This window comes from Caldimonas sp. KR1-144, assembly GCF_049446155.1.
Lineage (GTDB): Bacteria > Pseudomonadota > Gammaproteobacteria > Burkholderiales > Burkholderiaceae_C > Rivibacter.
On the sequence record NZ_JBMSEE010000005.1, the window covers coordinates 197,099 to 221,737 of the forward strand.

General features: G+C 70.8%; 26 protein-coding genes. 19 read left to right on the forward strand and 7 right to left on the reverse strand.

Annotation, left to right across the window (positions count from 1 at the left end):
* Nucleotides 1–214: 214 nt before the first annotated feature.
* Nucleotides 215–1,612, reverse strand: coding sequence for a chromosomal replication initiator protein DnaA (dnaA, locus tag ACO2TI_RS13725; RefSeq protein ID WP_423285036.1), 1,398 nt, complete (start codon nt 1,610–1,612; stop codon nt 215–217).
* A gap of 270 nt (nt 1,613–1,882) precedes the next feature.
* Between dnaA and rpmH the strand changes: the two genes are divergently transcribed.
* The 6 genes from rpmH to ACO2TI_RS13755 all read left to right on the forward strand — a co-directional run bounded on the left by rpmH (nt 1,883) and on the right by ACO2TI_RS13755 (nt 6,558).
* Nucleotides 1,883–2,017: a 50S ribosomal protein L34 gene (gene rpmH / locus ACO2TI_RS13730; protein ID WP_423285037.1), complete on the forward strand. Its 135-nt coding sequence runs from the start codon at nt 1,883–1,885 to the stop codon at nt 2,015–2,017.
* A 74-nt stretch (nt 2,018–2,091) separates the two neighbouring features.
* Nucleotides 2,092–2,490 carry a ribonuclease P protein component gene (locus ACO2TI_RS13735; RefSeq protein WP_423285039.1) on the forward strand — a complete coding sequence of 133 codons (399 nt, stop codon included), beginning with the start codon at nt 2,092–2,094 and terminating at the stop codon, nt 2,488–2,490.
* A gap of 32 nt (nt 2,491–2,522) precedes the next feature.
* The gene (gene yidD, locus ACO2TI_RS13740; RefSeq protein WP_423285410.1) at nt 2,523–2,792 is read left to right on the forward strand and encodes a membrane protein insertion efficiency factor YidD; all 270 of its coding nucleotides are present in this window, start codon (nt 2,523–2,525) and stop codon (nt 2,790–2,792) included.
* Nucleotides 2,789–4,453 carry a membrane protein insertase YidC gene (gene yidC / locus ACO2TI_RS13745; RefSeq protein ID WP_423285041.1) on the forward strand — a complete coding sequence of 555 codons (1,665 nt, stop codon included), beginning with the start codon at nt 2,789–2,791 and terminating at the stop codon, nt 4,451–4,453. Before yidD ends, yidC begins: the two co-directional genes overlap by 4 nt.
* Nucleotides 4,454–4,532: 79 nt before the next feature.
* The gene (mnmE, locus tag ACO2TI_RS13750; protein ID WP_423285043.1) at nt 4,533–5,942 is read left to right on the forward strand and encodes a tRNA uridine-5-carboxymethylaminomethyl(34) synthesis GTPase MnmE; all 1,410 of its coding nucleotides are present in this window, start codon (nt 4,533–4,535) and stop codon (nt 5,940–5,942) included.
* Between the two features lie 148 nt (nt 5,943–6,090).
* Nucleotides 6,091–6,558 (forward strand): cyclic nucleotide-binding domain-containing protein, encoded by a 468-nt coding sequence (locus ACO2TI_RS13755; RefSeq protein WP_423285045.1) that lies wholly within the window; start codon nt 6,091–6,093, stop codon nt 6,556–6,558.
* 52 nt (nt 6,559–6,610) lie between these two features.
* Here the strand turns inward: ACO2TI_RS13755 and ACO2TI_RS13760 are convergent, their stop codons facing one another.
* Genes ACO2TI_RS13760 through ACO2TI_RS13770 form a run of 3 tightly spaced genes read right to left on the reverse strand, consistent with a single transcriptional unit; the run spans nt 6,611 to nt 9,801 of the window.
* Nucleotides 6,611–7,150, reverse strand: a complete 540-nt coding sequence (locus ACO2TI_RS13760; protein ID WP_423285046.1) for an adenine phosphoribosyltransferase — start codon at nt 7,148–7,150, stop codon at nt 6,611–6,613.
* Between the two features lie 54 nt (nt 7,151–7,204).
* The gene (locus ACO2TI_RS13765) at nt 7,205–7,798 is read right to left on the reverse strand and encodes a histidine phosphatase family protein (RefSeq protein ID WP_423285048.1); all 594 of its coding nucleotides are present in this window, start codon (nt 7,796–7,798) and stop codon (nt 7,205–7,207) included.
* Between the two features lie 11 nt (nt 7,799–7,809).
* Nucleotides 7,810–9,801, reverse strand: a complete 1,992-nt coding sequence (locus tag ACO2TI_RS13770) for a cation:proton antiporter (RefSeq protein WP_423285049.1) — start codon at nt 9,799–9,801, stop codon at nt 7,810–7,812.
* A 56-nt stretch (nt 9,802–9,857) separates the two neighbouring features.
* Here ACO2TI_RS13770 and ACO2TI_RS13775 point away from each other — a divergent pair, with 56 nt between their 5' ends.
* The 4 genes from ACO2TI_RS13775 to ACO2TI_RS13790 are packed head-to-tail and all read left to right on the forward strand — an operon-like array spanning nt 9,858 to nt 13,042.
* Nucleotides 9,858–10,856 (forward strand): KpsF/GutQ family sugar-phosphate isomerase, encoded by a 999-nt coding sequence (locus ACO2TI_RS13775; protein ID WP_423285051.1) that lies wholly within the window; start codon nt 9,858–9,860, stop codon nt 10,854–10,856.
* Between the two features lie 28 nt (nt 10,857–10,884).
* Nucleotides 10,885–11,484, forward strand: a complete 600-nt coding sequence (locus ACO2TI_RS13780) for a KdsC family phosphatase (RefSeq protein ID WP_423285052.1) — start codon at nt 10,885–10,887, stop codon at nt 11,482–11,484.
* Nucleotides 11,481–12,251: an LPS export ABC transporter periplasmic protein LptC gene (lptC, locus tag ACO2TI_RS13785; RefSeq protein WP_423285054.1), complete on the forward strand. Its 771-nt coding sequence runs from the start codon at nt 11,481–11,483 to the stop codon at nt 12,249–12,251. The genes ACO2TI_RS13780 and lptC overlap by 4 nt, the downstream gene beginning before the upstream one ends.
* Nucleotides 12,251–13,042, forward strand: coding sequence for an SDR family oxidoreductase (locus tag ACO2TI_RS13790; RefSeq protein ID WP_423285055.1), 792 nt, complete (start codon nt 12,251–12,253; stop codon nt 13,040–13,042). Before lptC ends, ACO2TI_RS13790 begins: the two co-directional genes overlap by 1 nt.
* A gap of 102 nt (nt 13,043–13,144) precedes the next feature.
* Here the strand turns inward: ACO2TI_RS13790 and ACO2TI_RS13795 are convergent, their stop codons facing one another.
* Nucleotides 13,145–13,645, reverse strand: coding sequence for an RNA recognition motif domain-containing protein (locus tag ACO2TI_RS13795; RefSeq protein WP_423285057.1), 501 nt, complete (start codon nt 13,643–13,645; stop codon nt 13,145–13,147).
* A 238-nt stretch (nt 13,646–13,883) separates the two neighbouring features.
* Here ACO2TI_RS13795 and ACO2TI_RS13800 point away from each other — a divergent pair, with 238 nt between their 5' ends.
* Nucleotides 13,884–14,654 (forward strand): helical backbone metal receptor, encoded by a 771-nt coding sequence (locus ACO2TI_RS13800; protein ID WP_423285059.1) that lies wholly within the window; start codon nt 13,884–13,886, stop codon nt 14,652–14,654.
* Here ACO2TI_RS13800 and ACO2TI_RS13805 read toward each other — a convergent pair.
* Nucleotides 14,646–15,359 carry a MarC family protein gene (locus tag ACO2TI_RS13805; protein WP_423285061.1) on the reverse strand — a complete coding sequence of 238 codons (714 nt, stop codon included), beginning with the start codon at nt 15,357–15,359 and terminating at the stop codon, nt 14,646–14,648. The genes ACO2TI_RS13800 and ACO2TI_RS13805 overlap by 9 nt on opposite strands.
* Before the next feature lie 59 nt (nt 15,360–15,418).
* On the opposite strand from ACO2TI_RS13805, the gene ACO2TI_RS13810 reads away from it, so the two are divergent.
* The 5 genes from ACO2TI_RS13810 (at nt 15,419) to ACO2TI_RS13830 (ending at nt 21,723) form a co-directional block, all read left to right on the forward strand.
* On the forward strand, nt 15,419–17,095 hold the full coding sequence (locus tag ACO2TI_RS13810; protein ID WP_423285062.1) for a GMC family oxidoreductase: 1,677 nt from the start codon (nt 15,419–15,421) through the stop codon (nt 17,093–17,095).
* 355 nt (nt 17,096–17,450) lie between these two features.
* Complete coding sequence (locus ACO2TI_RS13815) at nt 17,451–18,212, forward strand: sulfite exporter TauE/SafE family protein (protein WP_423285064.1); 762 nt, start codon at nt 17,451–17,453, stop codon at nt 18,210–18,212.
* A 69-nt stretch (nt 18,213–18,281) separates the two neighbouring features.
* On the forward strand, nt 18,282–19,769 hold the full coding sequence (locus ACO2TI_RS13820) for an alpha/beta hydrolase (protein ID WP_423285065.1): 1,488 nt from the start codon (nt 18,282–18,284) through the stop codon (nt 19,767–19,769).
* Complete coding sequence (locus tag ACO2TI_RS13825) at nt 19,766–20,548, forward strand: ATP-binding cassette domain-containing protein (RefSeq protein ID WP_423285067.1); 783 nt, start codon at nt 19,766–19,768, stop codon at nt 20,546–20,548. The genes ACO2TI_RS13820 and ACO2TI_RS13825 overlap by 4 nt, the downstream gene beginning before the upstream one ends.
* A complete protein-coding gene (locus ACO2TI_RS13830) occupies nt 20,545–21,723 on the forward strand; it encodes an ABC transporter permease (RefSeq protein WP_423285069.1) in 1,179 nt (392 codons plus the stop codon). The genes ACO2TI_RS13825 and ACO2TI_RS13830 overlap by 4 nt, the downstream gene beginning before the upstream one ends.
* A 16-nt stretch (nt 21,724–21,739) precedes the next feature.
* Here the strand turns inward: ACO2TI_RS13830 and ACO2TI_RS13835 are convergent, their stop codons facing one another.
* A complete protein-coding gene (locus tag ACO2TI_RS13835; RefSeq protein WP_423285071.1) occupies nt 21,740–22,120 on the reverse strand; it encodes a hypothetical protein in 381 nt (126 codons plus the stop codon).
* Nucleotides 22,121–22,356: 236 nt separating this feature from the next.
* Here ACO2TI_RS13835 and ACO2TI_RS13840 point away from each other — a divergent pair, with 236 nt between their 5' ends.
* From ACO2TI_RS13840 to ACO2TI_RS13850, 3 genes are all read left to right on the forward strand, one after another.
* On the forward strand, nt 22,357–23,070 hold the full coding sequence (locus ACO2TI_RS13840; RefSeq protein ID WP_423285072.1) for a helix-turn-helix transcriptional regulator: 714 nt from the start codon (nt 22,357–22,359) through the stop codon (nt 23,068–23,070).
* Between the two features lie 108 nt (nt 23,071–23,178).
* On the forward strand, nt 23,179–23,346 hold the full coding sequence (locus ACO2TI_RS13845) for a hypothetical protein (RefSeq protein ID WP_423285074.1): 168 nt from the start codon (nt 23,179–23,181) through the stop codon (nt 23,344–23,346).
* 107 nt (nt 23,347–23,453) lie between these two features.
* Nucleotides 23,454–24,635: an HlyD family secretion protein gene (locus tag ACO2TI_RS13850; RefSeq protein ID WP_423285076.1), complete on the forward strand. Its 1,182-nt coding sequence runs from the start codon at nt 23,454–23,456 to the stop codon at nt 24,633–24,635.
* Nucleotides 24,636–24,639: the final 4 nt, after the last annotated feature.

Consider the following 24,639-nt stretch of genomic DNA (forward strand, 5'->3'; position numbering starts at 1 on the left):
GAGGGCGGCCTGTCTTGTGGACAAGGCCATTTTCACCTGATTCGGCAAGGGCTTAGCGTCGGGGCAGCCCTGTGGAACGAGGCCTGGGACAAGTGCTCGCGAAACTGAGCAACTTTGCGTTGGCGTCGATCGCTGTGGACAACGCAAGCCTTGTTCCTGTTTTGTTCACAGACTTGTCACTTGACGGGAAAAGGGCGCGCGTGCTCGGCTTCGATCAGCCCTTGAGCGTTTGCTCGAGCACGTGCAGCTGCTGGTTCAGTTCGGTGTTCTTCTGGCGCTCGCCGCCGATCTTGCGAACCGCGTGCAGCACGGTGGTGTGGTCGCGCCCGCCGAACAGCTCGCCGATCTCGGGCAGGCTCTTTTGCGTCAGCTCCTTGGCGAGGTACATCGCGATCTGGCGCGGGCGGGCGATCGAGGCGGGCCGCTTCTTGGAGTACATGTCGGCGACCTTGATCTTGTAGAAGTCGGCGCAGGTCTTCTGGATGTTCTCGACCGAGATCTGGCGGTTCTGGATCGACAGCAGGTCCTTGAGCGCCTCGCGCGCCAGCGCGATGTTGATGTCCTTCTGGCTGAAGCGCGCGTAGGCCAGCACCTTGCGCAGCGCGCCGGCGAGTTCGCGCACGTTGGCGCGCACGTTCTTGGCGACGAAGAAGGCCACGTCCTCGGGCATCACCGCACCCTCGGCCTCGGCCTTCTTGATCAGGATCGCGACGCGCATCTCCAGCTCGGGCGGCTCGATCGCCACCGTGAGGCCGGCGTCAAAGCGGCTGGTCAGGCGTTCGTCGATGTCAGCGAGACCCTTGGGGTAGGTGTCGCTGGTCATGATGATGTGCGCCTTCTTGGCCAGCAGCGCCTCGAAGGCGTTGAAGAACTCCTCCTGCGTGCGCTCCTTGCCGGCGAAGAACTGCACATCGTCGATCAGCAGCAGGTCGAGCGAGTGGTACTTGGCCTTGAGCTCGTCGAAGGTCTTGCGCTGGTAGTTCTTCACCACGTCGGTGATGAACTGCTCGGCGTGCAGGTAGAGCACGCGCGCGTCGGGGCGGTCGCGCAGCAGCGCGTTGCCCACGGCATGGATCAGATGGGTCTTGCCGAGGCCGACGCCGCCGTAGATGAACAGGGGGTTGTACATCGCACCCGGCGCGCCGGCGACGTGCAGCGCGGCGGTGCGCGCCATCTGGTTGGCACGCCCGGGCACCAGGGTGTCGAAGGTCAGCGAGGGGTCGAGCCGGTGCTTGGCCGCGGCCGGCGGTGGCAGCTCGACGATTGCCTGCGCCGCGGTGCTCGGCGAACTGGCAGAGCCGTTGACGGCGACCGCGGACGTGCGCGGCGGCAGCGCCCGCACCGCCGCGCCGGTGTCGCGCGGGGCCAGGGCGAGTTCGAGGCGTACCGGCTTGCCGGCCAGTTCGGCCAGCACGGCTTCGATGCGAGGGGCGTACTGCGAGCGGATCCAGTCGAGCGTGAAACGGCTGGGCACGCGCAGCGTGACCACCGTCGACTCGTCTCGCTCGGCCAGTGTGGCCGCGGGCAGCGGACGGATCCAGGTGTTGAATTGCTGTTCGGGTAACTCGGCAGCCAGGCGGTCGCGGCCCCGCTGCCAGAGATCGGCGCTCATGTTCTGTTTTGTGGACAAGATCTATCGAGCGGCCGGATTCTACGCAGGAGAAGGTCCGCGAAGCGAGGGTTATCCACAGATTTCATCCGCCCGACGGAGGCCGCCGCAGGCGCCGGTTTGCCATGCAAGTGTTTGACCGAAAAGGGCTTTTTTGGTGTAATCGCGGGTTTTCCGCAGGAGGCGGCGGCTTGGCTTGCCCGCTTTCATTGCAGGAAATCAAGTCGGTGGCGAGACCTTTCGCGCGCCCGCCTGCAAGTCAAGAGGTTCACCATGAAACGCACCTACCAGCCTTCGAAGATCCGCCGCGCCCGCACCCATGGCTTTCTCGTGCGCATGAAGACGCGCGGTGGCCGCGCGGTCCTGAATGCGCGCCGCGCCAAGGGCCGCAAGCGCCTGGGTCTCTGATCCCTGCGCCTGACGGCGCCGCGTCCGCACCGAAGGCCGGCGTGCCACCCGGGCGGCACAGGCGCTGGCAGCCGATGCCCAGCGCCGAATGCTTTCAACGCGCCCTGGCGGTTCGCCCGCTGGCGCGCAGCGAGCACTTCGTGCTGCACCACGTGGCCGTGTCCCCCGCAACGCTGCACGGCAGCAAGTTGTCAACAGGCCCTGACCCGATGCCGGCCGCGGCTGTGGAAGACCTGCGGGTCGGCTGGATCATCCCCAAGCGGCAAGCACGCCGCGCGGTCACGCGCAACCTCGTGCGCCGCCAGATGCGCTGCGCGTTCGACCGCCATGCCGCCGCGCTGCCCGCCGGCGACTGGCTGCTGCGCCTGCGCGCCGGCTTCGATGCCGCGCGTTTTCCGAGCGCCGCGTCCGAGGCCTTGCGCCTCGCGGTGCGCAGCGAACTCGACGCCCTGATGCGCAAGGCCAGCCGATGAACGCGGCCGCGGCCATCGATGCGATCGGCGCGCTGGCGCGCCGGCTGCTGATCGGCCTGGTGCGCGGCTACCGGCTGCTGCTGAGCCCGTGGATCGGCGGCGCCTGCCGCTTCGAGCCGACCTGCTCCCTCTACGCGATCGAGGCCATCGAGCGCCACGGCGCGGCCGCCGGCAGCTACCTCGCCGCGCGCCGCATCCTGCGCTGTCATCCGGGTTGTGCCGGCGGCTGCGATCCTGTGCCCGAACGCTGGCCCGCACGCGCCTCCTCTTCGAACCCTTCCGCCGAGAAGATCACGCCATGACCGATATGCGCCGCACCATCTTGTGGGTGGTGTTCCTGATGTCTCTCGTCCTGCTGTGGGACGCCTGGAACAAGCACCAGGGTCGCCCGACGATGTTCGGCATGCCCGCGCCGACGGCGACCACGGCTGGCAGCGCACCCGCTGGCGTGCCGGCCTCGGCCGCGCTGCCGGCGCCGGCCACCGCGGGGGCCGCTCCCGCGGCGCCCGTGACGACGGCACCGGTCGCCAGCGAGAAGCTCTGGATCACGACCGACGTCTTCAAGGCGCAGATCGACACGCAAGGCGGCACGCTGACCCACGTCGAACTGCTCAAGCACCGCGACGCGGTCGACGCGAGCAAGCCGATGGTGCTGCTCGACCAGTCCGCCACGCACACCTACGTGGCGCAGACCGGCCTGATCAGCAAGACCGCCACCGGCGCGGCGCTGCCCAATCACGTGACGACGATGACCGTGCTGCCCGGCGCACGCGCGCTCGCCGACGGCCAGGACGAACTGCGGCTCACGCTCGAGTCGCCGGCCGTCAACGGCGTGACCTACCGCAAGAGCTATGTCTTCAAGCGCGGCGACTACGCGATCGGCGTGAAGCACGAGATCGTCAACGCCGGCGGCGAGGCGGTGGAGCCGCAGCTGTACCTGCAGCTCGAGCGCGACGGCAGCACCGAAAGCCATGCCGGCTTCCTCGGTGGCGCGCAGACCTTCACCGGCCCGGCGCTGTACACGCCGGCGACCAAGTTCAAGAAGATCGAATTCAAGGACATCGACAAGGGCGGCGTCGAGCTGCCCACCGGTGCGACCGAGGGCTGGACGGCGATGGTGCAGCACTACTTCGTGTCGGCCTGGCTGCCGCCCGAGGGCGCGGCGCGCGAGTTCCGCGTCAGCAAGAACGGCGCGCTGTACTCGCTGGCCGCGGTGCTGCCGCTTGCGCCCATCGCCGCCGGCCAGAGCGCGACGCTCGACACGCGGCTGTACGTCGGCCCGCAGGAGGAAAAGCGCCTCGAGGCGCTGGCGCCGGGGCTCGAGCTGGTCAAGGACTACGGCATCTTCACGATCATCTCGAAGCCGCTGTTCTGGCTGCTCGACCAGCTGCACAAGCTGGTTGGCAACTGGGGCTGGGCGATCGTCGCGCTGGTGGTGCTGATCAAGGCCGCGTTCTACTGGCTCAACGCCAAGGCCTATGCGTCGATGGCCAAGATGAAGGCCATCAACCCGAAGGTCATGGAGCTACGCGAGCGGCTCAAGGACAAGCCGCAGCAGATGCAGCAGGAGATGATGCGCATCTACCGCGAGGAGAAGGTCAATCCTCTCGGCGGCTGCCTGCCGATCATGGTCCAGATCCCCGTGTTCATCGCGCTGTACTGGGTGCTGCTGTCGTCGGTGGAGATGCGCAACGCTCCGTGGCTGGGCTGGATCACCGACCTGTCGGCCAAGGATCCGTACTACATCCTGCCGCTGGTGATGACCGCCACGACGATGCTGCAGACCTGGCTCAACCCGACGCCGCCGGATCCGGTGCAGGCCAAGATGATGTGGATCATGCCGCTGGTGTTCAGCGTGATGTTCTTCTTCTTCCCGGCCGGCCTGGTGCTGTACTGGATCACGAACAACGTGCTGTCGATCGCGCAGCAATGGGTGATCAACAAGCGCCTGGGCGTGAACTGAGCCGCCCGGCCGCGAGTTCCCGACGCCCCGCGAGGCCCACGCCCGCGGGGCGTTTTGCTTCCTAGGACAATCGCAAGCCATGCTGGCACGCCATCAAGACCCGATCGTCGCGATCGCGACCGCGCCCGGACGCGGCGCCGTCGGCATCGTGCGCGTCTCGGGCAAGGGTCTCGCGGCGTTGGCGCAGGCGCTGACCGGCAAGACGCTCGCGCCGCGCCACGCGAGCTACGGCCCCTTCCTCGACGCGCAAGGCGCCGCGCTCGACCAGGGCCTTGCAATCTACTTTCCGGCGCCGGCCAGCTACACCGGCGAAGACGTGCTCGAGCTGCAGGCGCACGGCGGGCCGATCGTCTTGCAGCTGCTGCTCGCGCGCTGCCTCGAGGCCGCCGCCGAGGACGGCAGCGACGGGCGCGAGCGCCTGTCGCGACTGCGCCTGGCCGAACCCGGCGAGTTCACCGAACGCGCCTTCCTCAATGGCAAGCTCGATCTCGCGCAGGCCGAGGCCGTGGCCGACCTGATCGACGCCAGCACCGAGGCCGCTGCGCGCTCCGCCGGCCGTGCGCTGGCCGGCGCGTTCTCGCGCGAGATCGCGACGCTGCGCGATGCGCTGATCGAGCTGCGCATGCTGGTCGAGGCGACGCTCGACTTCCCCGAGGAGGAGATCGACTTCCTCGAAAAGGCCGACGCGCGCGGCCGGCTGACCCGGGTGATCGCCGCGCTCGACGCGGTGCGCGCCCGCGCGCGCCAGGGCGCGCTGCTGCGCGAGGGCCTGACCGTGGTGCTGGCCGGCCAGCCCAATGCCGGCAAGAGCTCGCTGCTCAATGCGCTGGCCGGCGCCGAGCTCGCGATCGTCACCGCGATTCCCGGCACCACGCGCGACAAGGTGCGCGAGACGATCCAGATCGAGGGCGTTCCGCTGCACGTGGTCGACACCGCCGGCTTGCGCGACGACGCGGCGGCGAACGACGAAGTCGAGCGCATCGGCATTGCCCGCAGCTGGGACGCGATCGCCGGCGCCGACGCGGTGCTGTTCCTGCACGACCTCGCGCGCGAGCACGACGCGGATTACGCGCGCGCCGACCTGGCGATCGCCGAACGCCTGCTCGCTGCCGGCGGTGCGCAGGTGCTGCACGTGCACACCAAGGCCGACTTGCGGCCCGATGCCGTGCTTGCGCCCGAGGCGATTGCGGTCTCCGCGCGCACCGGCGCCGGCCTCGACGCGCTGCGACGGCGCCTGCTCGAACTCGCCGGCTGGCAGCCGGGCGGCGAGGGCGTGTTCATCGCACGCGCGCGCCACCTGCATGCGCTCGACCGCGCGCGCGTGCACCTCGAGCAGGCGCAGGCGCTGGCCGCGCAAGCCGATGCCGCGCTCGACCTGCTGGCCGAAGAGCTGCGCCTCGCGCACGATGCGCTGGGCGTGATCACCGGCCAGTTCAGCGCCGACGACCTGCTGGGCGAGATCTTCGGGCGGTTTTGCATCGGCAAGTGAGCGCTGACCGGCGCGCACCCGAACGTGCAAGACTTCACGCGCAAGCCGTCGCCCCACCCCGACACGCGCGGGCCGGGCGTCAACGTGCCGGGCGGATAATCGCGACAGCGTTCTCGAAGCGCATTTCCCACGAGACGACGACAACACCATGACGCACGACCAACTGCTGCTGGCGATCCAGTCGCTGAACGCCGAGGACGCGTTCCGCCCGCGGTTCGACCCGTCGCAATGGCGCGTCTTCCTGCAATACCTGACGCGCCACGAGGTGCGCCCCGGCGACCTGCTGCTCAAGCAGGGCGAGCCGGACCGCACGGTCTATTTCCTCGGCCAGGGCACGCTGCAGGTCTACGTGAGCGGCGGTGCGCCGGGCGCCAACAAGATCGCGATCCTGCGCCCGGGCGCGATGTGCGGCGAGCCGGGCCTGTTTGCCGACGGACCGCGCACCGCCAACGTCGAGGCGATGACGCCGTGCATCGTCTGGGCGCTGCGCCTGCCGCGCTTCGAGGAGCTGGGCCAGCGTGTGCCGGCGGTGGCGCTGGAAGCGCTGCGCGCGGCCGGCGCGGTGATGGCGACGCGCCTGCGCGCCAACATGGCGCGGCAGATGCCGGTGACCTGAGCGGCCTTCGACGCCGCAAGCAAGGGCCCCGCGGGGCCCTTTGCCTTTGGGCTCAGAGTCCGCCGAACGACACCAGCGTGAACAGCGGCAGCCCGGATTCGCGCAGCTTGGCCGCACCGCCCAGCTCGGGCAGCTCGACGATCGCCGCACCTTCGATCACCGTCGCACCCAGGCGCTCGAGCAGGCGCTTGCCGGCCATCATCGTGCCGCCGGTGGCGATCAGGTCGTCGATCAGCACCACGCGGTCGCCCGCCTTCACCGCGTCGGTGTGCATCTCGACGGTGGCGCTGCCGTACTCGAGTTCGTAGGTCTCTTCGACGGTGGTGTAGGGCAGCTTGCCCTTCTTGCGGATCGGCACGAAGCCGACGCCCAGCTCGTAGGCGAGCACCGAGCCGATGATGAAGCCGCGCGCGTCGAGCCCTGCGACCGCCTGCGGCCGGGTGTCGAAGTAGCGGTGCACGAACTGGTCGATCAGCACGCGGAAGACGCGCGGGTTCTGCAGCAGCGGCGTGATGTCGCGGAACTGCACGCCGCGCTCCGGCCAGTCAGGCACGGTGCGAATGGTGCGGCGGATCAGGTCGAGGTCGGACATGGCGGCAAAGGGCAGATCGGCGCAGGGCCGGACATTATCGGGAGTGAGGGCCGCTCAGGCCGGCGCAATGCGCCCGACAAGCTCGACACGGCCATCGTTCGCGCGCAGCAGCAGACCCTCGGCCGAAGCGGTGCCGCCGCCGACCAGTGCGCTGAGCGTGAACTGATGGCTGACCCACACCTCGAAGCGGCCCGCCGGCACGCGCGCCAGCGCCGCGCGCAGCTCGGCCTGCTGGCGCTGCGCGTCATGCCCTTCGGCGCGCGGCGAGCCGAGCGCGTCCCAGGCGTGCACCGCGTCGTCGCCAAAGGCCAGGCGCGCGGTCTCCAGGCAGCGGCACCACGGACTCGAGCGCACCGCTGTCGGCGCCAGGCCCTGCGCGCGAAACCATGCGCCCAATCGGCGCGACTGCTCGCGGCCCCGGTCGTCGAGGTTGCGCTGCGTTTCGCAGCGATCAAGCCGGAAGCCCGGCGGATCGAACGTGCCCGGGGCATTGGCGTGGCGAAAGGCGGCGACGCAGCCGCCGCGGCGCAGCGCGGCCAGCGCGGCGGCATCGGCCGACTGCCCGTGGGCGAAGCCCGCGAGCGCCAGGCTGCCGAGGATCAGTCCGCGACGCCGCGCGGCATCGAAGCAAGCGGTCGTCGACGCCATCGATACCTCCTTCAGCCGGACTGCAGTCGCTCTTCGGCCTGCGCCAGCGGCTCGGCCAGCCCCGACAGCACCAGCGTGTCGCCGGCGCCAAGCTGGAGCTCGTCGCCCGGGCGCACCACCGGCCCCGCGGCGCGGCGGATCGACACCACGCTCACGCCCATGGCGGACAACGCCAGTTCGCCGAGCGCGCGGCCGATCGCGGCGCTGTCCTCGCCGAGCGTCACCGCTTTCAGCCGCGCCTGCGCAAGCTCCTCGACGGTGTCGTCGTCGGCGCCATGGAAGTAGCCGCGCAGCAGGCCGTAACGCGCGTCGCGCTGGTCCTGCACGACGCGGATCACGCGGCGCACCGGCACGCCCACCAGCGCCAGCACGTGCGAGGCCATCATCAGCGAGCCCTCGATCGCCTCGGGCACGACCTCGGTCGCGCCGGCGGTGCGCAGGCGCTCGAGGTCGGCGTCGTCGATCGTGCGCACGATCACCGGCACCGCCGGCGCGTGTTCGCGCACCAGACTCAGGATCTTGAGCGCCGAGGGCGTGTCCGGGTAGCTGACGACGACCGCGGTCGCGCGCGCAAGGCCGGCGGCCATCAGGCTTTGCAGCCGCGCGGCGTCGCCGAACACGACGCTCTGGCCGGCCGCGGCAGCCTGGCGCACACGGTCGGGATCGAGGTCGAGCGCCATGTACGGGATGTTCTCGGTTTCGAGCAGGCGCGCGAGGTTCTGGCCGCTGCGGCCGTAGCCGCAGATGATCACGTGCGCTTCGGTGCGGATCGACTTCTTCGCGATGGTGGTCAGCTGCACCGACTGCATCAGCCAGTCGGTTGCCGACAGCTTCATCACGATGCGGTTGCTGTGCTGGATCAGCAGCGGCGTGGCCAGCATCGACAGCACCATCGCCGTCAGCACGGCACTGTGCAGCGAGGCCGGCAGCAGGTGCGCGTCGCCGGCCAGCGACAGCAGCACGAAACCGAACTCGCCGGCCTGCGCGAGATAGATGCCGGTGCGCAGCGCGACGCCCGGCGCGGCGCCGAAGGCGCGCGCCAGCGCCGTGACGAGGCCGAACTTGAACAGCACCGGCAGCAGCGCCAAGGGCAGCACCAGCGTCCACTGCGAGCCGAGGCCACGCAGGTCGAGCTTCATGCCGATGGTGATGAAGAACAGGCCCAGCAGCACGTCGTGGAAGGGTCGGATGTCGGTCTCGACCTGGTGCTTGTATTCGGTCTCGGCGATCAACATGCCGGCGACGAAGGCCCCGAGCGCGAGCGACAGGCCGGCGTGCTCGGTGAGCCAGGCCAGGCCCAGCGTCACCAGCAGCAGGTTGAGCACGAACAGCTCCTCGCTGCGCCGCTTGGCGACGACGCGCAGCCACCCGCGCATCACGCGCGGCCCGCCGACCAGCAGCACCGCGAGCAGCGCCGAGGCCTTGAGCGCGGCCAGCGCGAGCGTGCGCGTCATCTGCTCGCCCGAATCGCCCAGCGCCGGCAGCAGCACCAGGAGCGGCACGACCGCAAGATCCTGGAACAGCAGCACGCCGACGACGCGCCGGCCGTGCTCGCTCTCGAGCTCGAGCCGCTCGGCCAGCAGCTTGGCGACGATGGCCGTCGAGCTCATCGCCAGCGCGGATCCGAGCGCGACCGCGCTTTGCCAGCCCAGGCCCCAGCTGCGGCCGGCCAGCGCGAGCGTCCACGCCAGCACGGCATTGCCGGCCACCGCCGCGCCGATCGTCAGCGCGACCTGGCTGAAGCCCAGCCCGAACACCAGCGTGCGCATCGCGCGCAGCTTGGGCCGGTCGAACTCGAGGCCGATCGCAAACATCAGGAACACCACGCCGAACTCGGCGAGGTAGCGCACGCCTGACGAGTCGCCGACCAGGGCCAAGGCGTTGGGGCCGATCGCCACGCCCACGACCAGGTAGCCGAGCATCGGCGGCATCGCGAGCGAGCGACACAGCACCACGCCGAACACCGCGGCGACGAGATAGAGCAAGGTCAGATCGAGCGACATCCGGCGGCTGGAGCAGGGGTCGTGCCCGCGCGGAACGCGGCACCTAGAATCGCTGGATGCTAACCAAGGACCCCCGCGGCCCGCGCGCCGTCGAGCTGGGCGCGCAGGCGCTCGAGATCGAGACCGAGGCGCTGGCCGCGCTGCGCGACCGCCTGCGCGGTCCGATGGCCGAGGCCTTCGCGCGCGTTGTCGAGATCGTGTTGTCGTGCCACGGCCGCGTGGTCGTGATGGGCATGGGCAAGAGCGGTCACGTGGGCCGCAAGATCGCCGCGACGCTCGCTTCGACCGGCACGCCGGCGATGTTCGTGCATCCCGGCGAAGCCAGCCACGGCGACCTCGGCATGGTTACCGCGAGCGACGTCGTGCTGATGCTGTCCAACAGCGGCGAGAGCGACGAGCTCAACGTGATCCTGCCGGTGGTCAAGCGCCTGCAGGTACCGATCATCGCGTTCACCGGCCGGCCCGGCAGCACGCTCGCGCGCCATGCCGACGTGGCGCTGGATTCCGGCGTCGCGCAGGAGGCCTGCCCGCTCAACCTCGCACCCACCGCCAGCACGACCGCGCAGCTCGCGCTGGGCGATGCGCTCGCGGTTGCGCTGCTCGACCTGCGCGGCTTCAAGGAAGCCGACTTCGCGCGCTCGCACCCGGGCGGCGCGCTGGGCCGCAAGCTCCTGATGCACGTGCGCGACCTGATGCGCCAAGGCGATGCCGTGCCGCGCGTGGCGCCGTCGACGCCGTTCACCGAGGTGATGCGCGAGATGAGCGCCAAGGGCCTGGGCGCGACGGCGATCGTTGACGACGCCGGCCGCCCGATCGGCGTGTTCACCGACGGCGATCTGCGCCGCGAGATCGAGAAGGGCGTCGACCTGCGCCGGCTCACCGCAGCCGACGTGATGCGCCCGCATCCGCGCACGATCGGCGCCGACAAGCTCGCGGTCGACGCGGCCGACATGATGGAAGCGCACCGCATCACCAGCGTGCTCGTGACCGACGACGCCGGCGTGCTGATCGGCGCGATCAACAGCAACGACCTGATGCGCGCCAAGGTCATCTGAGCGCGCGCACCGATCCGAGGCCCTCGAGATGTCCGAAGCGCGCCCGCTGGCTCCCACGCTGAGCTTTCCGCCCGAGCTGCTGCTGGCCGCTCAAGGCCCGAGCGGGCGCATCCGCGCGGCGATCTTCGATGTCGACGGCGTGCTGACCGACGGGCGCATCTACGTCGGCGCCGACGGCGAGGGCTTCAAGGCCTTCAACACGCTCGACGGCCACGGCCTCAAGCTGCTCGCGCGCGGCGGCATCCGCCCGATCGTGATCACCGGCCGCGACTCGATGGCGGTGCGCCGCCGCGTCGCCGACCTCGGCATCGAGCAGGCGCTGTACGGCGTGCACGACAAGCTGGCCGCGGCCGAGTCGCTGCGCGCCGCGATGGGCCTCGAGTGGGACGCGATCGCCGCGATCGGCGACGACTGGCCCGACCTGCCGCTGCTGCTGCGCGCCGGCTTCGCGTCCGCGCCGCCCGGTGCGCATGCCGAGGCGCGCGCCGCCGCTCACCACGTCACGCAGGCCGCCGCCGGCCACGGCGCCGCACGCGAGTTCTGCGACCTGCTGCTGATGGCGGCCGGTCGCTACGGCGCGCTGCTCGCCGGCCACCTCGAAACGCTGGACGACGGCCGCGCGCAATGACGCCCGCGCGCGCGCCCGACGACGCCTCGCGTCGCCTCGACCAGGCCGACACGCCGTTCGGCGAGCTCACGCCGCTGGCACCCCTGGCGCCGCGCCACGTGCGCGGCGCCACGCGCATTGCCGGGCCGTGGCATGCGCGGCTGTGGGACCGTGCGCAAAGCGCGCTGCCGGTGCTGCTGATGGGCCTCTTGGCCGCGCTGACCTGGTGGCTGGTCAAGAACACGCCGGTGATCGAGGACGCGGCCGACCGGCCGCCGCCGCGCCATGTGCCCGACTACACGATGAGCGGCTTCTCGGTGCAGCGCTATTCACCGGCCGGCCACATGCTGGCGCGCGTCGAGGGCGACACGTTGCGCCACTATCCGGACAACGGCACGGTCGAGATCGACGGCGTGCGGCTGCGCAGCATCGACGAATCGGGCGTCGTGATGCACGGCCACGCGCGCCAGGCGCTGTCCAACGCCGACGGCAGCCAGGTGCGGCTGATGGGCGACGCGCGCGTCGTGCGCGAGCCGGCGCCCGGCCATCCGGCCACCGACCGCCTGGAGTTCCGCGGCGAGTTCATCGAGGTCGACGCGCGCAACGAGCGTGTGCGCTCGCACCGGCCAGTCACCTTGCTGAGCGGGCGCGGTGAGGTCCATGCAAGCACGCTCGACTACAACCACGTCGAGCGCATCGCCCAGCTCGGCGGGCGCGTCACCGGCGTGCTGCTGCCGCCCGGCGCGCGCATGCCCGAGGCGGCCGAGCCGGCGGCCAGCGCGCCCTGATGGTTGCCACGGGAACGTCTGCACCGCTGGTCTACATCACCGGCGCTTCGAGCGGCATCGGCCAGGCGCTGGCCGCGCACTTTCGCGCCGCCGGCTGGCGGCTCGCCTTGGTGGCGCGGCGCGTGGCCGAAACCGAGGCCTGGTGCCGGCAGCAGGGCTGGCCCGAGGACAGCTGGGCCGTCTACGGCGCCGACGTGCGCGACACCGATGCGGCCGTCGCCGCCGGCCATGCCTGCCTGGCGCGTCAGGGCCTGCCGGATGCGGTGATCGCCAATGCCGGCGTCAGCATCGGCGTCGACACCGCCGAGCGCGAGGATCTCGAGGTCTTTCGCACCGTGATGGACACCAACCTGCTCGGCATGGCGGCCAGCTTCCATCCCTTCCTGAAGCCGCTGCGCGAACGGCGCCGCGGCACGCTGGTCGGGATCGCCAGCGTGGCGGCCATCCGCGGCCTGCCGGGCCATGGCGCGTACTGCGCCAGCAAGGCCGGCGTCGTGAGCTATTGCGAGAGCCTGCGCGGCGAATTGCGCGCCTGCGGCGTGCGGGTCGTGACGATCGTGCCGGGCTATGTCGCGACGCCGCTGACGGCGGGCAATACCTATGGCATGCCGTTCATGCTCGCGCCGGAGGATTTTGCCGAGCGAGCCTTTCGCGCGATCGCCGCGGGCCGCAGCTACACCGTCCTCCCGTGGCAGATGGGCATCGTCGCCAAGCTGATGCGCATGCTGCCGAATGCGCTGTTCGACCGCCTGTTCGCCGGGCGCGGGCGCAAGAAGCGACTGGGCGAGTGACCCGCCGCCCGCGCGAGCGCGCGGGCGGCGCGGCCCAGAAAGCAAAAGGGCGGTGTTGCCACCGCCCTTGTTTGATTGCGAGCAGGCTCGCGAGGTGAAGGCTCAGTAGCCGCCGCCACCACCGCCGCCGCTGCGGCCACCGCCACCGTAGCCGCCACGGCCACCGCCGCCGCCACCGTAGCCGCCGCGACCACCACCGCCGCCGCCATAGCCGCCGCCACCACCACCGTAGCCGCCACCGCCGCCACCGTAGCCGCCGCCGCCACCACCGTAGCCGCCGCCACTGCCGCCGCCGCCTTCACGCGGGCCGCGGTTGAAGTTGCCGTAGGGACCACGGAAGCCACCCGGACGCTCTTCGCGGGGGCGGGCCTCGTTGACGACGATCGAGCGGCCCGAAAGGGGCTGACCGTTCATGCCGTTGATGGCGGCTTGCGCCTCGGCGTCCGAACCCATCTCGACGAAGCCGAAGCCCTTCGAGCGGCCGGTTTCGCGGTCCATCATGACCTTGGCCGAGGTGACCGTGCCGAACTGCGAGAACGCCTCGTTGAGTTCCTCGTCGCGCACGCTGTAGGCAAGATTGCCCACATACAGCTTGTTGCCCATGAAGAGCGCCTTTCTCTATCAAAACAAGGTGCCAGGGAGCACCTATTACCGCCTGTTGAGCTTCAACCCATCGAGACCAATCACGAGAAGGCGCCGCATACAGACCGCTTCATTATGGGCGAACGACCGTTTTTGGGTAAACAACCGTGAAGTCGTCAAGCCGAAGTGTTGTATCGGCGCCTGTGCGGCAATCGGCATTCCCTCGCGCCTGCGGGCGCCCCGCTAGCCTCGCTGCGCCATGAGCGAACTGCGCATCGTCAGCCTCGTGCCCAGCCTGACCGAGCTGGCGGTCGCGCTCGGCCTGGGAGGCCGGTTGGTCGGCCGCACGGGCTTTTGCATCCATCCGCGAGAGGAGGTGCAAGACATACCGAAGCTCGGTGGCACCAAGGATCCCGACCTCGAGCGGCTGGCGGCGCTTGCGCCGACCCACGTGCTGCTGAACCAGGACGAGAACCGGCTCGAGACCTTCGAGGCTTTGCGTCGTCTGGGTGCGACCTTGGTGATTACCCATCCCTGCGCCCCGGCCGACAACCTCGCGCTGCTCGACCAGTTCGTCGATGCGTTCGGCGCCGTCCCCGGCGTCGCGGGGCGCGCGCGGGCGCTGCGCGACGACATCGAGCACGAGCTTGCGCTCACCACCGGGCGCGCCTGGCCGACGCGGCAGGCGCTCTACCTGATCTGGCGGGGGCCGTGGATGACGGTCGCGCGCGGCACCTACATCTCGCGCATGCTGGCCTGCGTCGGCTGGCAGACGCTGCCGGCCCAGCACGGCGGGCCGCTCGGCGCCGCGCGCTATCCGGTCGTCGAGGCCGATGCGCCGTGGCTGGGCGATGTCGACGAGCTGCTGCTCAGCTCCGAGCCCTATCGCTTTCGCGAGCGCCACATCGCCGAGGCGCAGGCGCTGGCGCCCAAGGCGCGCGTGCGCCTGGTCGACGGCGAGCTGCTGAGCTGGTACGGCCCGCGAGCGGGGCGCGGCCTGGCCTACCTGCGCGAGCTCGCCTCAGCGTAGGCGGGCCAGCTCGCGCGCGAGCTCGAGCACCAGCTCCGCCGCGCCGTCCCAGACGATCTGCACGCCCACGCACAGCAGGATGAAGGCCGAGAAGCGCAGCAGCACGGTAGTACCCACGCTGCCCAGCCCCCGCACCAGCTGCGGCGCGAAGCGGTAGCCGAGGTAGATGGCCACCGTCGTGAGGCCGACGCCGACGCTCATCGCAACGGCCATCGCGACCTGCGCCGGGCGGTGAAAGCTCATCGTCGCGCCCAGCGTGATCGCCGCCGACAGGCTGCCCGGCCCGACGGTGAACGGAAAGGTCAGCGGAAAGAAGCTGTGCTGCAGCACCTCGGCTGGCGAGCGGGCGGTGCGGCCGACCGGCTCGGTCACCTTGTCCGCGTGCGGGTCGTAGAGCAGCTTCCACGCGGCGGCGGCGACGATCAAGCCGCCGCCCACGCGCACGATCGGCAGCGAGATGCCGAAGAAGCTCAGCACCTGCGCGCCGATGAACATCGCCGCCAGCAGCATCAGCCCGGCGTGCAGCGCAACGCGCTTGGCGACGCGCCGGTTGGTGCGCTCATCGACCGGGCCGCGCAGCGTGAGGTACATCGGCGCGACGCCGATCGGGTTGATGATCGGCAGCAGAGCGGCCGGCGCGAGCAGCAGGCCTTTGGCGAAGGCGATCAGGATCTCGCTGTTCGACAGCGTCGCGAAGTCGGGCATCGCGGCATCCTACGGGCCTTTGCAAGCAGGCGGTAGGGCGCCGCTGGTAGGCTCGCCGGATGAGTTCCTCCGATGCAACGACCTTCGACTACGTGATCGTCGGCGCCGGCACCGCCGGCTGCCTGATGGCCAACCGGCTGAGCGCCGACCCGACCAAGCGCGTGCTGCTGCTCGAAGCCGGCGGCAAGGACGACTACCACTGGATCCACATCCCGGTCGGCTATCTTTACTGCATCGGCAACCCGCGCACTGACTGGCTCTACCAGACCGAGCCCGACGCCGGCCTCAACGGCCGCTCGCTGCGCTATCCGCGCGGCAAAGTGCTGGGCGGCTGCTCCAGCATCAACGGCATGATCTACATGCGCGGCCAGTCGCGCGACTACGACCACTGGGCCGAGGTCACCGGCGACGACGCCTGGCGCTGGGAGCAGAGCCTGCCGTACTTCAAGCGCCACGAGGACCACTGGCGCGGCGACGCGGCGCGCGCCGACGACGGCTTCGCTCAGTTTCACGGCCACGGCGGCGAATGGCGCGTCGAGAAGCAGCGGCTGCGCTGGGACGTGCTCGATGCCTTTGCCGCGGCGGCGCAGCAGGCCGGCGTGCCGGCCACCGAGGACTTCAACCGCGGCAGCAACGAAGGGGTCGGCTACTTCGAGGTCAACCAGCGCAAGGGCTGGCGCTGGAACACCGCCAAGGCCTTCTTGCGGCCGATCTGCTACGGCCGGCCGAACTTCGAGCTGTGGACCGGCGCGCAGGTCGAGCGCCTGCTGTTCGAGCGCGACGGCGACGGCCGGCTGCGCTGCGCTGGCGCGCGCGTGCGCACGCCCGAAGGCGTGCAGACGGTGCGCGCGGCGCGCGAGCTCGTGCTCTCGGCCGGCGCGGTCGGCACGCCGCAGATCCTGCAGCTGTCGGGCCTGGGCCCGGCCGAGCTGCTCAGAGGCCACGGCATCGAGCTCGTCCACGAGCTCGCCGGTGTCGGCGCGAACCTGCAGGACCATCTGCAGATCCGCGCGGTGTTCAAGGTGCAGGGCGTCAAGACGCTCAACACGCTGGCCAACTCGCTCGTCGGCAAGGCGCGCATCGGCCTCGAATACGCGCTCAAGCGCAGCGGCCCGATGAGCATGGCGCCGTCGCAGCTGGGCGCGTTCACGCGCAGCTCGCCCGAGCACGACTGGCCCAACCTCGAATACCACGTGCAGCCGCTGTCGCTCGAGGCCTTCGGCGAGCCGCTGCACGGCTTCGACGCCTTCACCGCCAGCGTGTGCAACCTCAACCCGACCTCGCGCGGCACGGTGCGGATCCGCTCGCCGCGTGCCGAGGACGCGCCGGCGATTGCGCCGAACTACCTCTCGACGCCCGAGGACCGCCAGGTCGCCGCCGACAGCCTGCGCGTGACGCGGCGCATCGTCGCGCAGCCGGCGCTGGCGAAGTACCAGCCGGTGGAGTTCAAGCCCGGCACGCAGTACGAGAGCGACGACGACCTCGCGCGGCTGGCCGGCGACATCGCGACGACGATCTTCCACCCGGCCGGCACCTGCCGCATGGGCCGCGCCGACGACGATGCCGCGGTGGTCGACGCGCGCCTGCGCGTGCGCGGGCCGGGCGGGGCGATCCGCGGTCTGCGCGTGGTCGATGCGAGCGTGATGCCGACGATCACCAGCGGCAACACCAACAGCCCCACGCTGATGATCGCGGAGAAGGCCGCGGAGTGGATCCGCGCCGACGCGGCGGCCTAACGGGCGCGCTCGCGGTATTCGCTGGGCGAGCAGCCGTAGCGCGCCTTGAATGGGCCGCACGCGCCGTTCGGCCTGCGCACCAAGCTGTTGCAGGTTAACCCCGATGCGGGGCACGGCGCACCGACATAGAGTCCCCCCACTCGCAGCGGACCCCAGTGGCCCGCTCTGGCGGGGGACTGAGGAGACAAGCACTGCGAGGGCCGCGCCACAGGCGACAGGCCCTCCCCACAGAAGAGAGCAGCCGCGCGGGGCAACCCCGCGCAGGCCGCGGGAAACGAGAAGGCGCCGGCACCCCGGCGCCTTTTCTTTTGCGGCGACACTTGCCGGCTTTCTTCAAGCCCGTTGCCGCGCCCGCATGCTGGAACTGCTCACCGTCACCGCCGCCTCGCTGCTGGCCGGCTTTGTCGATGCGATCGTCGGAGGCGGCGGCCTGATCCTGGTGCCGGCGCTGTTCGGCACCTTCCCGCAGGCGGCGCCGGCGACGCTGTTTGGCACCAACAAGGGCGCGGCGGTCTGGGGCACCGGGCTCGCGACGGTGCAGTTCGCGCGGCGCGTGACGCTGAATTGGCCGGCCCTGCTGCCGGCCGCCGCCGCGGCGCTGGCCGGCGCGGCGCTGGGTGCCTGGGCCGTGACCCAGGTCGACGCCAGCGGCCTGCGCCGCGCGCTGCCTTTCGTGCTGGCCGCGGTGCTGGCCTACACGCTGGCGAAGAAGGAGCTGGGCCGCGCGCATGAGCCGCGCTGGTCGGGCCGCAGCGAGGCGCTGGCGGCCGCCGCGATCGGGCTGGCGATCGGCTTCTACGACGGCTTCTTCGGGCCGGGCACCGGCAGCTTCTTCGTGTTCCTGTTCGTGCGCGTGCTGGGCTACGACTTCCTGCACGCCTCTGCGAGCGCGAAGCTGCTGAACACCGCGACCAACCTGTCGGCACTGGCGGCCTTCGCGCTGACCGGCCATGTCTGGTGGCACATTGCGGCCGTGATGGCGGTGGCCAACATCGCCGGCAGCCTGGTCGGCACGCGGCTCGCGCTGAAGCACGGCGCCGGCTTCGTGCGCGGCGTGTTCATCGTTGTCGTCGGGGCGCTGATCCTGAAGACCGGCTGGGACGCCTTCCTGCGCTGAGGCCGGCGTCGCGCCGGCGCCGCGGCGCTCGGTGGCGCGCGCGGCCGCGCGCCGACAGAATCGCGCGCCATGCTTCCCAGACTGCTGTTCGCCGCGCTGGCCGCCCTGGCCGCGCTGGCGATCCCCGCCGCACGCGCCGACGCGGGGCCCACGCCGTGCCGTGTCGAAGGGCTCAAGAACGAAGTGCTGTGCGGCCACGTGACGCGAGCCCTCGATCCTGCCCAGCCGGCCGGCCGCACGATCGACGTGCACTACCTCGTCGTGCCGGCGACGGCGCGACGCAAGGCCTCGGACCCGGTGTTCTTTCTGGCCGGCGGCCCGGGGCAGAGCGCGATCGCGCTGGCCGGCAGCGTGACGCCGTTGCTGTTGCGGCTGGGCAACCAGCGCGACCTGGTGTTCGTCGACCAGCGCGGCACCGGCCGCTCGGCGGCGCTGGCCTGCGACGACGAGGACGACGAGCACCGGCCGCTCGCCGAGCGCATCGACCTGCAGCGCATGGTCGAGCGGTTGCGCGCCTGCCGCGCGCGCCTGGCCGCGCAGCCGCACGGCGACTTGCGCCAGTACACGACGACGATCGCGATGGCCGACCTCGACGCGGTGCGCGCGGCGCTGGGCGCCGAACGCATCAACCTGGTCGGCGGCAGCTACGGCACGCGCGCGGCGCTGGAGTACCTGCGCCAGTTCCCGCAGCGCGTGCGGCGCGCGGTGCTCGACGGCGTTGCGCCGCCCGACATGGCGCTGTCGGCCAGCATGTCGGCCGATGCGCAGCGCGTGCTCGATGCGCAGTTCGACGCCTGCGAGCGCGACGCCGCCTGCGCCGCGCGCCATCCGCGCCTGCGCGAGCGCTTTCGCGCCTGGCTGGCATCGCTGCCGCGCGAGGTCGAGGTGACCGATCCGCAGACCGGCGATGCGCAGCGGCTGCGGCTCACGCGCGAGGCGGTGCTGTCGGCGCTGCGCGGGCCGCTGTACGCGCCGGCGATGGCCGCGGCGCTGCCCGAGGCGCTGGGCGCGGCGATCGAGGGCCGCGTCACGCCGCTGGCGGGATTGGGCTCGCTCGGGCTGGGCGGCCGGCGCCTGCGGTTGGCGGAGATCGAGCACTTTGCGGTGGTGTGCGCCGAGGACATGCCGCGCCTGGCCGCGAGCGCGGACCGGCCCGGCGCGGATCTCGGCGAGAGCCTGGCGCAGCCCTATCGCGCGCTGTGCGCCGACTGGCCGCGCAGCGAAGTGCCTGCGGCGTTCTATGCGATCGCGCCGAGCCCCGCACCGGTGCTGCTGTTCAGCGGCGGCCTCGATCCGGTGACGCCACCGCGCCACGGCGAGCGCGTGGCGCGGGCGCTGGGCGCGAAGGCGCGCCATGTCGTGGTCGACAACGCTGGCCATGGCGTGATGGCGCTGGGCTGCGCGCGCGACCTGATCCACCGCTTCATCGCCAGCGACGACGAGGCGCAGGCGCTGGCGGTCGACGCCACCTGCCTGGCCGCGATTCCGCGCCCGCCGGTGTTCCGGCCGGCCGATCCTGCGCTCGCGCCGACCACCGCGCCGGGAGGCCGGTCATGATCCGCGCCGACGAGCTGGCCAAGCGCTTCGCCGCGCCGGCGCCAAAGGGTGCGCTGCCGTGGAAGCGCCAACGCGGCGAGGTGGTCGCGGTGGACCGTGTGTCGTTTGCCGCCGCCGACGGCGCGATCACCGGCCTGCTGGGGCCCAACGGCGCCGGCAAGACGACCACGCTGCGCATGATCGCCGGGCTGATCCGCCCGGATGCCGGGCGCATCGAGGTCGACGGCGTCGATGTCGGGCGCGACCCGCAGGCGGCGCTCGCGCGCATGGGCGTGCTGAGCGACGCGCGCGGCATCTATCCGCGCCTGACGGCGCGCGAGAACGTGGTCTACCACGCGATGCTGCAGGGCATGCCGCGCGACGCGGCGCAGGCGCGCGTCGACGTGCTCGGCGAGGCGCTCGACATGAAGCCCTTGCTCGAGCGCCGCTGCGAGGGCTTCAGCCAGGGTGAGCGTGTCAAGACGGCACTGGCGCGCGCGCTGGTGCACGACCCGGCCAACATCATCCTCGACGAGCCGACCAACGGGCTGGACGTGCTGTCGACGCGCGCGCTGCGCGAGGTGCTGCATCACCTCGCCAGTCCGGCCGGCGGCGGCAAGTGCATCGTGCTGTCGAGCCACATCATGCAAGAGGTCGAGCGGCTGTGCGACGAGGTCGTGATCGTCGCGCACGGCCGCACGGTCGCGCACGGCACGGTGCGCGCGCTGTGCGAGCGCACCGGCGAGGCCGATTTCGAGGAGGCGTTCGTGAAGCTGGCGTTCGCCGGGGAGACGGCATGAAGGCGCGGTGGATCGAACACGCCTGGACCGTGTTCGCAAAGGAGCTGATCGACGCGCTGCGCGACCGGCGCACGCTCGTCACGGTGCTGCTCAGCTCGGTGCTGATGGGGCCGTTCGTGCTGGTGCTGATGTCGGGGCTGGTGGCCTCGCTCGAGTCGCGCGCCGAGCGGCGCGTCGTCGTCGCGGCAGGCCTTGAAGCAGCGCCGACGCTGCGCAACTTCGTCGAGCGCCAGGGCTTCGCGATCGAGGCCGCACCGGCCGACTACGAGCAGCAGCTGCGCGAGCGCCGCCTGGGCGAGCCGGTGCTGGTGGTGCCGGGGGATTTCGAGTCGCGGCTCGCGCGCGGCGACGTGCCGGTGGTCGACATCGTCAGCGACAGCGCCAACCGCCAGGCCGAGGCCGGCAGCGGGCGCCTGGCGCGGCTGGTCGAGGGCTTCAACCGCGAGCGCGGCATGTTGTCGCTCGCGCTGCGCGGCGTGAGCCCGCAGTTGCTGCAGGCCGTTGAGGCGCAGGAGCGCGACCTGGCGAGCGCGCAAAGCCGGGCGGCGCAGTTCACCGGCATCTTGCCGTTCTTCGTGATCATGGCGGTGCTCTACGGTGCGCTGAACGCGGCGCTCGACACCACCGCCGGCGAGCGCGAGCGCGGCTCACTGGAGCCGCTGCTGGCCACGCCGGCCTCGCCGCTGGCGCTGGTGGTCGGCAAGTGGGGTGCCGTCGCGGCGTTGGCGATGGGCATCGCCTTGCTGTCGGTGCTGAGCTTCTTTCCGGCCCAGGCGCTGATCCGCAGCGAGACGCTGCGCGCGCTGTTCCAGTTCGGCTGGCGCGAGGCGGCGTCGTTCCTGGCGGTGCTGGTGCCGCTGGCGGCCTCGCTGTCGGCAGTGATGATGGCGGTGGCGATCCGCTGCAAGAGCTTCAAGGAGGCCCAGGCCAACAACACCGTGGTGATCCTCGCGGTGTCCTTGCTGCCGATGGTGGCCCTGTTCAACCAGAGCGGCGAGCCGCGCTGGTTCCTGGCGGTGCCGGCCTTGGCGCAGCACACGCTGATGAACCGTGTGCTGCGCGGGGAATCGCTGGGCAGCGTGGAGGTGCTGCTGCCGCTGGCCGTGGCGGCGCTGATTGCGGTGGCCAGCCTGGCCTACCTGACGCACCGCCTGCGCGCCGCGGCAGTGCGTTGAGGCCCACCGGCCGGGCTCAGTGCGTCGTCTCGACGCAGATCGCGCGCTGCACCTCTTGTTGCCACGGCAGCTCGCGGACGAGCTGGTTGAGGAAAAGTGCCGCTTCCGGCGCGGTCAGGACCTCACCTTTGCTGCCGATCAAGCGCAGGTTGGTGATCATCGCCATCGGGTCTGCCATGGCGACGACGCCATGTGTAAGCTCGATCCAGTCCCACGCCACGCCGACTTCACCATCGGGCGAGCGCTGGCCCCAAACGGTTTGACCGCTGCAGGGGCCGTCGCTGTCGCCTGGGTGCAGCACCGACGTGCCGAGGTGCTGGAATTGCAGGCGAGGCGCGCGAATCGCCTGACACAATTGGGGACGCCATGCGTGAACTGTCCACGCGGGTGTCTTCATGGGTGACATCGCAGAACTACCTTAGCAGTTGAGGGAGGGGCATCGCGGCGGCGATGCCAGCGTGGGCGGCAGTGTGCGGGCATCGCGGGGCCCTGCCATCTGTCAAACCTGTCAGGCCCTTTTTGGGGATACCGGCGCATGAAAAGCCCTGTAGGCGCGGAACGCGAGTCCGCGGAACTTGCTATCGTCACGGGCCGCCTCGACCTTGAGGCGCAGCGCCGCTGACCGATCCGACGATGCTGCAGGCCACCTACACGTCCGTACTGAACGCGAGTTCTCGTGAAGAACTGCGCGCGGAAGTGGTGCGCTTTGGACAGAACCTGGGGTTCGAGACGGTCGCCGCGATTGCGGTCATCGACCACCCGGCCAGCGAAAGCGAGTTCATCACGGTCGACAACACGCCTCAGGAGTTCCTGGAGTCGTGGGAGGACGCGGATGGCTACCGCATCGACCCGGTGATGCAGCACGTCAAGCACAGCAGCGTGCCCATCATCTGGAGCCAGCGCACCTATACCGAGAAGGGCCTCGGCGCACGCTGGGAGCACCAGGCCAAGTTCGGCTATCACACGGGGGTCTGCGTGGCGCTGCATCTGCCGGAGGGCCGGCACTTCGTGTTGGGTGTCGACCGCGACCTCGCGCTGCCGACCGATTCCGGCGAGATCACGCGGATCGTGGCCGACCTGCAGCTGTTTGCGGTCCATGCGCAAGATACGGCGCTGCGGCTGCTGGCGCCCGAGGTAATCGAAGCCGACCGGCCCGGCCTGACGCCTCGCGAACTCGATTCGCTGCGCTGGACGATGGAGGGCAAGACGGCCTGGGAGGTCGGCTCGATCCTGGGCATCAGCGAGCGCACCGCGGTGCTGCACATCCAGAACGCGATGAAGAAGCTCGGCTGCATCAGCAAGCACCAGGCGGTGCTCAAGGCCCTGCGGCTCGGGCTGATCAGATGATCCGGACCAACACTACCTGTAAGAGCTGACAGTGTCTGAAATTCGGCGCAACTGATGGAATGAGGCATCGGTCAATGACCGTTGCCCAACCCCCTCAGGAGCGTCGAGATGGTCCAGCAGCCCAAGCAGTTTACGGAAGTTGTCGAGCAGCAGCGTGCTCAAGTTTCGAGCCAAGAGCGCGTCGAGGCGCCGCTGGAGCAGCCGCAGGTCCTCGACCTCTCGGTGCTCGGCCAGATCGGCGGCGGCTCCGTCGAGACCCCGGGCAAGGGCTGGTAAGCCCTGGCTGATCCTCGATGCCTAGCCTCTTTCGTCCAGAGGCGATCGAAGGACAACGCCAAGCCTGGCTTGGCCGGATACAACTCGTTCGCCCGCTGTCACTGACGGTGCTGACCGCGTTTGCGGTCACCGCTGCGGTGGCCGTGGGCGCGTTCCTGTTTGTCGGCGACTACACGCGCAAGGCGCGGGTGTCGGGCTATTTGGCGCCCGACCTGGGCCTGATCCGGCTCATGCCGCAGCAGGCGGGCACGCTGATCGAGCGTCATGCCGCCGAAGGCCAGCAGGTGCGCGCCGGCGAGGCGCTGTTCGTGCTGTCGGTCGACCGATCCACCCTGGCCGGCGACTCGCAGGCCGGCGTGCAGCGTGCGCTCGACGCGCGCGAGCGCAGCCTGCAGGAATCTTCGCGCCAGCAGGCCGCGCTGGTGACCGAGCAGCAGGCCGCGCTCGACCGGCGCCTGGCCGACATGCGCCGCGAGCTGTCGCAGATCGGCAGCGAGATCGGCCTGCACCGCAAGCGGCTCGAACTCGCTCGGGCGTCGTTGGGACGCCTGCAGGACCTGCAAAAGAGCAACTTCATCTCCGAAGCGCAGGTCCAGAGCAAGCAGGAAGAGGTGCTCGGGCTCGAGGCGCAGACCCAGGCGCTGGAGCGCCAGCAGGCCACCCAGCAGCGCGAGATCGGCGTCGTCGAGGCGCAACGCCGCGAGCTGCCGCTGCGGCTGCAAGTGCAACAAGGCGAAATCGAGCGCGAGCTGGCCGAGCTGGTGCAAGAAGGTGCCGAGAGCGCAGCGCGCCAGCGCATCGTGGTGCGCGCGCCGACCGACGGCGTGCTGAGCGCCGTGACGGTCGAGCCCGGTCAGAACGTCACGCCCGGCGTCGCGCTGGCGACGCTGTTGCCGAGCAACGCGACGCTGCAGGCGCATCTCTATGCGCCGTCGAGCGCGGTCGGGTTCCTGCATCCGCAGCAGCAGGTGCAGCTGCGCTACCAGGCCTACCCGTACCAGAAGTTTGGCCTGCAGGCCGGACGCGTGCTCGATGTGTCTCGCACGCCGCTTCAGGCCAGCGAGCTGTCCAGCCTGCCGCTGGCCGGTGTCGTGACGGGTGCGGCCACGGTCGCCGGCGAGCCGCTGTACCGCATCACGGTCGCGCTGGATCGGCAAAGCGTGACGGCCTACGGCCGCGCACAGCCGCTGACGCCGGGCATGCAGATCGACGCCGATGTGCTGCTCGACCGCCGGCGCCTGATCGAATGGCTGTTCGAGCCGGTACTCGGCCTGGCCGGCCGCGTGTGACCAA

Coding starts and splice junctions, on each gene's coding strand:
- dnaA (WP_423285036.1), bottom strand. CDS start 1,612: ATGAGCGCCGATCTCTGGCAGCGGGGCCGCGACCGCCTGGCTGCCGAG.
- rpmH (WP_423285037.1), top strand. CDS start 1,883: ATGAAACGCACCTACCAGCCTTCGAAGATCCGCCGCGCCCGCACCCAT.
- ACO2TI_RS13735 (WP_423285039.1), top strand. CDS start 2,092: ATGCCCAGCGCCGAATGCTTTCAACGCGCCCTGGCGGTTCGCCCGCTG.
- yidC (WP_423285041.1), top strand. CDS start 2,789: ATGACCGATATGCGCCGCACCATCTTGTGGGTGGTGTTCCTGATGTCT.
- mnmE (WP_423285043.1), top strand. CDS start 4,533: ATGCTGGCACGCCATCAAGACCCGATCGTCGCGATCGCGACCGCGCCC.
- ACO2TI_RS13755 (WP_423285045.1), top strand. CDS start 6,091: ATGACGCACGACCAACTGCTGCTGGCGATCCAGTCGCTGAACGCCGAG.
- ACO2TI_RS13760 (WP_423285046.1), bottom strand. CDS start 7,150: ATGTCCGACCTCGACCTGATCCGCCGCACCATTCGCACCGTGCCTGAC.
- ACO2TI_RS13765 (WP_423285048.1), bottom strand. CDS start 7,798: ATGGCGTCGACGACCGCTTGCTTCGATGCCGCGCGGCGTCGCGGACTG.
- ACO2TI_RS13770 (WP_423285049.1), bottom strand. CDS start 9,801: ATGTCGCTCGATCTGACCTTGCTCTATCTCGTCGCCGCGGTGTTCGGC.
- ACO2TI_RS13775 (WP_423285051.1), top strand. CDS start 9,858: ATGCTAACCAAGGACCCCCGCGGCCCGCGCGCCGTCGAGCTGGGCGCG.
- ACO2TI_RS13780 (WP_423285052.1), top strand. CDS start 10,885: ATGTCCGAAGCGCGCCCGCTGGCTCCCACGCTGAGCTTTCCGCCCGAG.
- lptC (WP_423285054.1), top strand. CDS start 11,481: ATGACGCCCGCGCGCGCGCCCGACGACGCCTCGCGTCGCCTCGACCAG.
- ACO2TI_RS13790 (WP_423285055.1), top strand. CDS start 12,251: ATGGTTGCCACGGGAACGTCTGCACCGCTGGTCTACATCACCGGCGCT.
- ACO2TI_RS13795 (WP_423285057.1), bottom strand. CDS start 13,645: ATGGGCAACAAGCTGTATGTGGGCAATCTTGCCTACAGCGTGCGCGAC.
- ACO2TI_RS13800 (WP_423285059.1), top strand. CDS start 13,884: ATGAGCGAACTGCGCATCGTCAGCCTCGTGCCCAGCCTGACCGAGCTG.
- ACO2TI_RS13805 (WP_423285061.1), bottom strand. CDS start 15,359: ATGCCCGACTTCGCGACGCTGTCGAACAGCGAGATCCTGATCGCCTTC.
- ACO2TI_RS13810 (WP_423285062.1), top strand. CDS start 15,419: ATGAGTTCCTCCGATGCAACGACCTTCGACTACGTGATCGTCGGCGCC.
- ACO2TI_RS13815 (WP_423285064.1), top strand. CDS start 17,451: ATGCTGGAACTGCTCACCGTCACCGCCGCCTCGCTGCTGGCCGGCTTT.
- ACO2TI_RS13820 (WP_423285065.1), top strand. CDS start 18,282: ATGCTTCCCAGACTGCTGTTCGCCGCGCTGGCCGCCCTGGCCGCGCTG.
- ACO2TI_RS13825 (WP_423285067.1), top strand. CDS start 19,766: ATGATCCGCGCCGACGAGCTGGCCAAGCGCTTCGCCGCGCCGGCGCCA.
- ACO2TI_RS13830 (WP_423285069.1), top strand. CDS start 20,545: ATGAAGGCGCGGTGGATCGAACACGCCTGGACCGTGTTCGCAAAGGAG.
- ACO2TI_RS13835 (WP_423285071.1), bottom strand. CDS start 22,120: ATGAAGACACCCGCGTGGACAGTTCACGCATGGCGTCCCCAATTGTGT.
- ACO2TI_RS13840 (WP_423285072.1), top strand. CDS start 22,357: ATGCTGCAGGCCACCTACACGTCCGTACTGAACGCGAGTTCTCGTGAA.
- ACO2TI_RS13845 (WP_423285074.1), top strand. CDS start 23,179: ATGGTCCAGCAGCCCAAGCAGTTTACGGAAGTTGTCGAGCAGCAGCGT.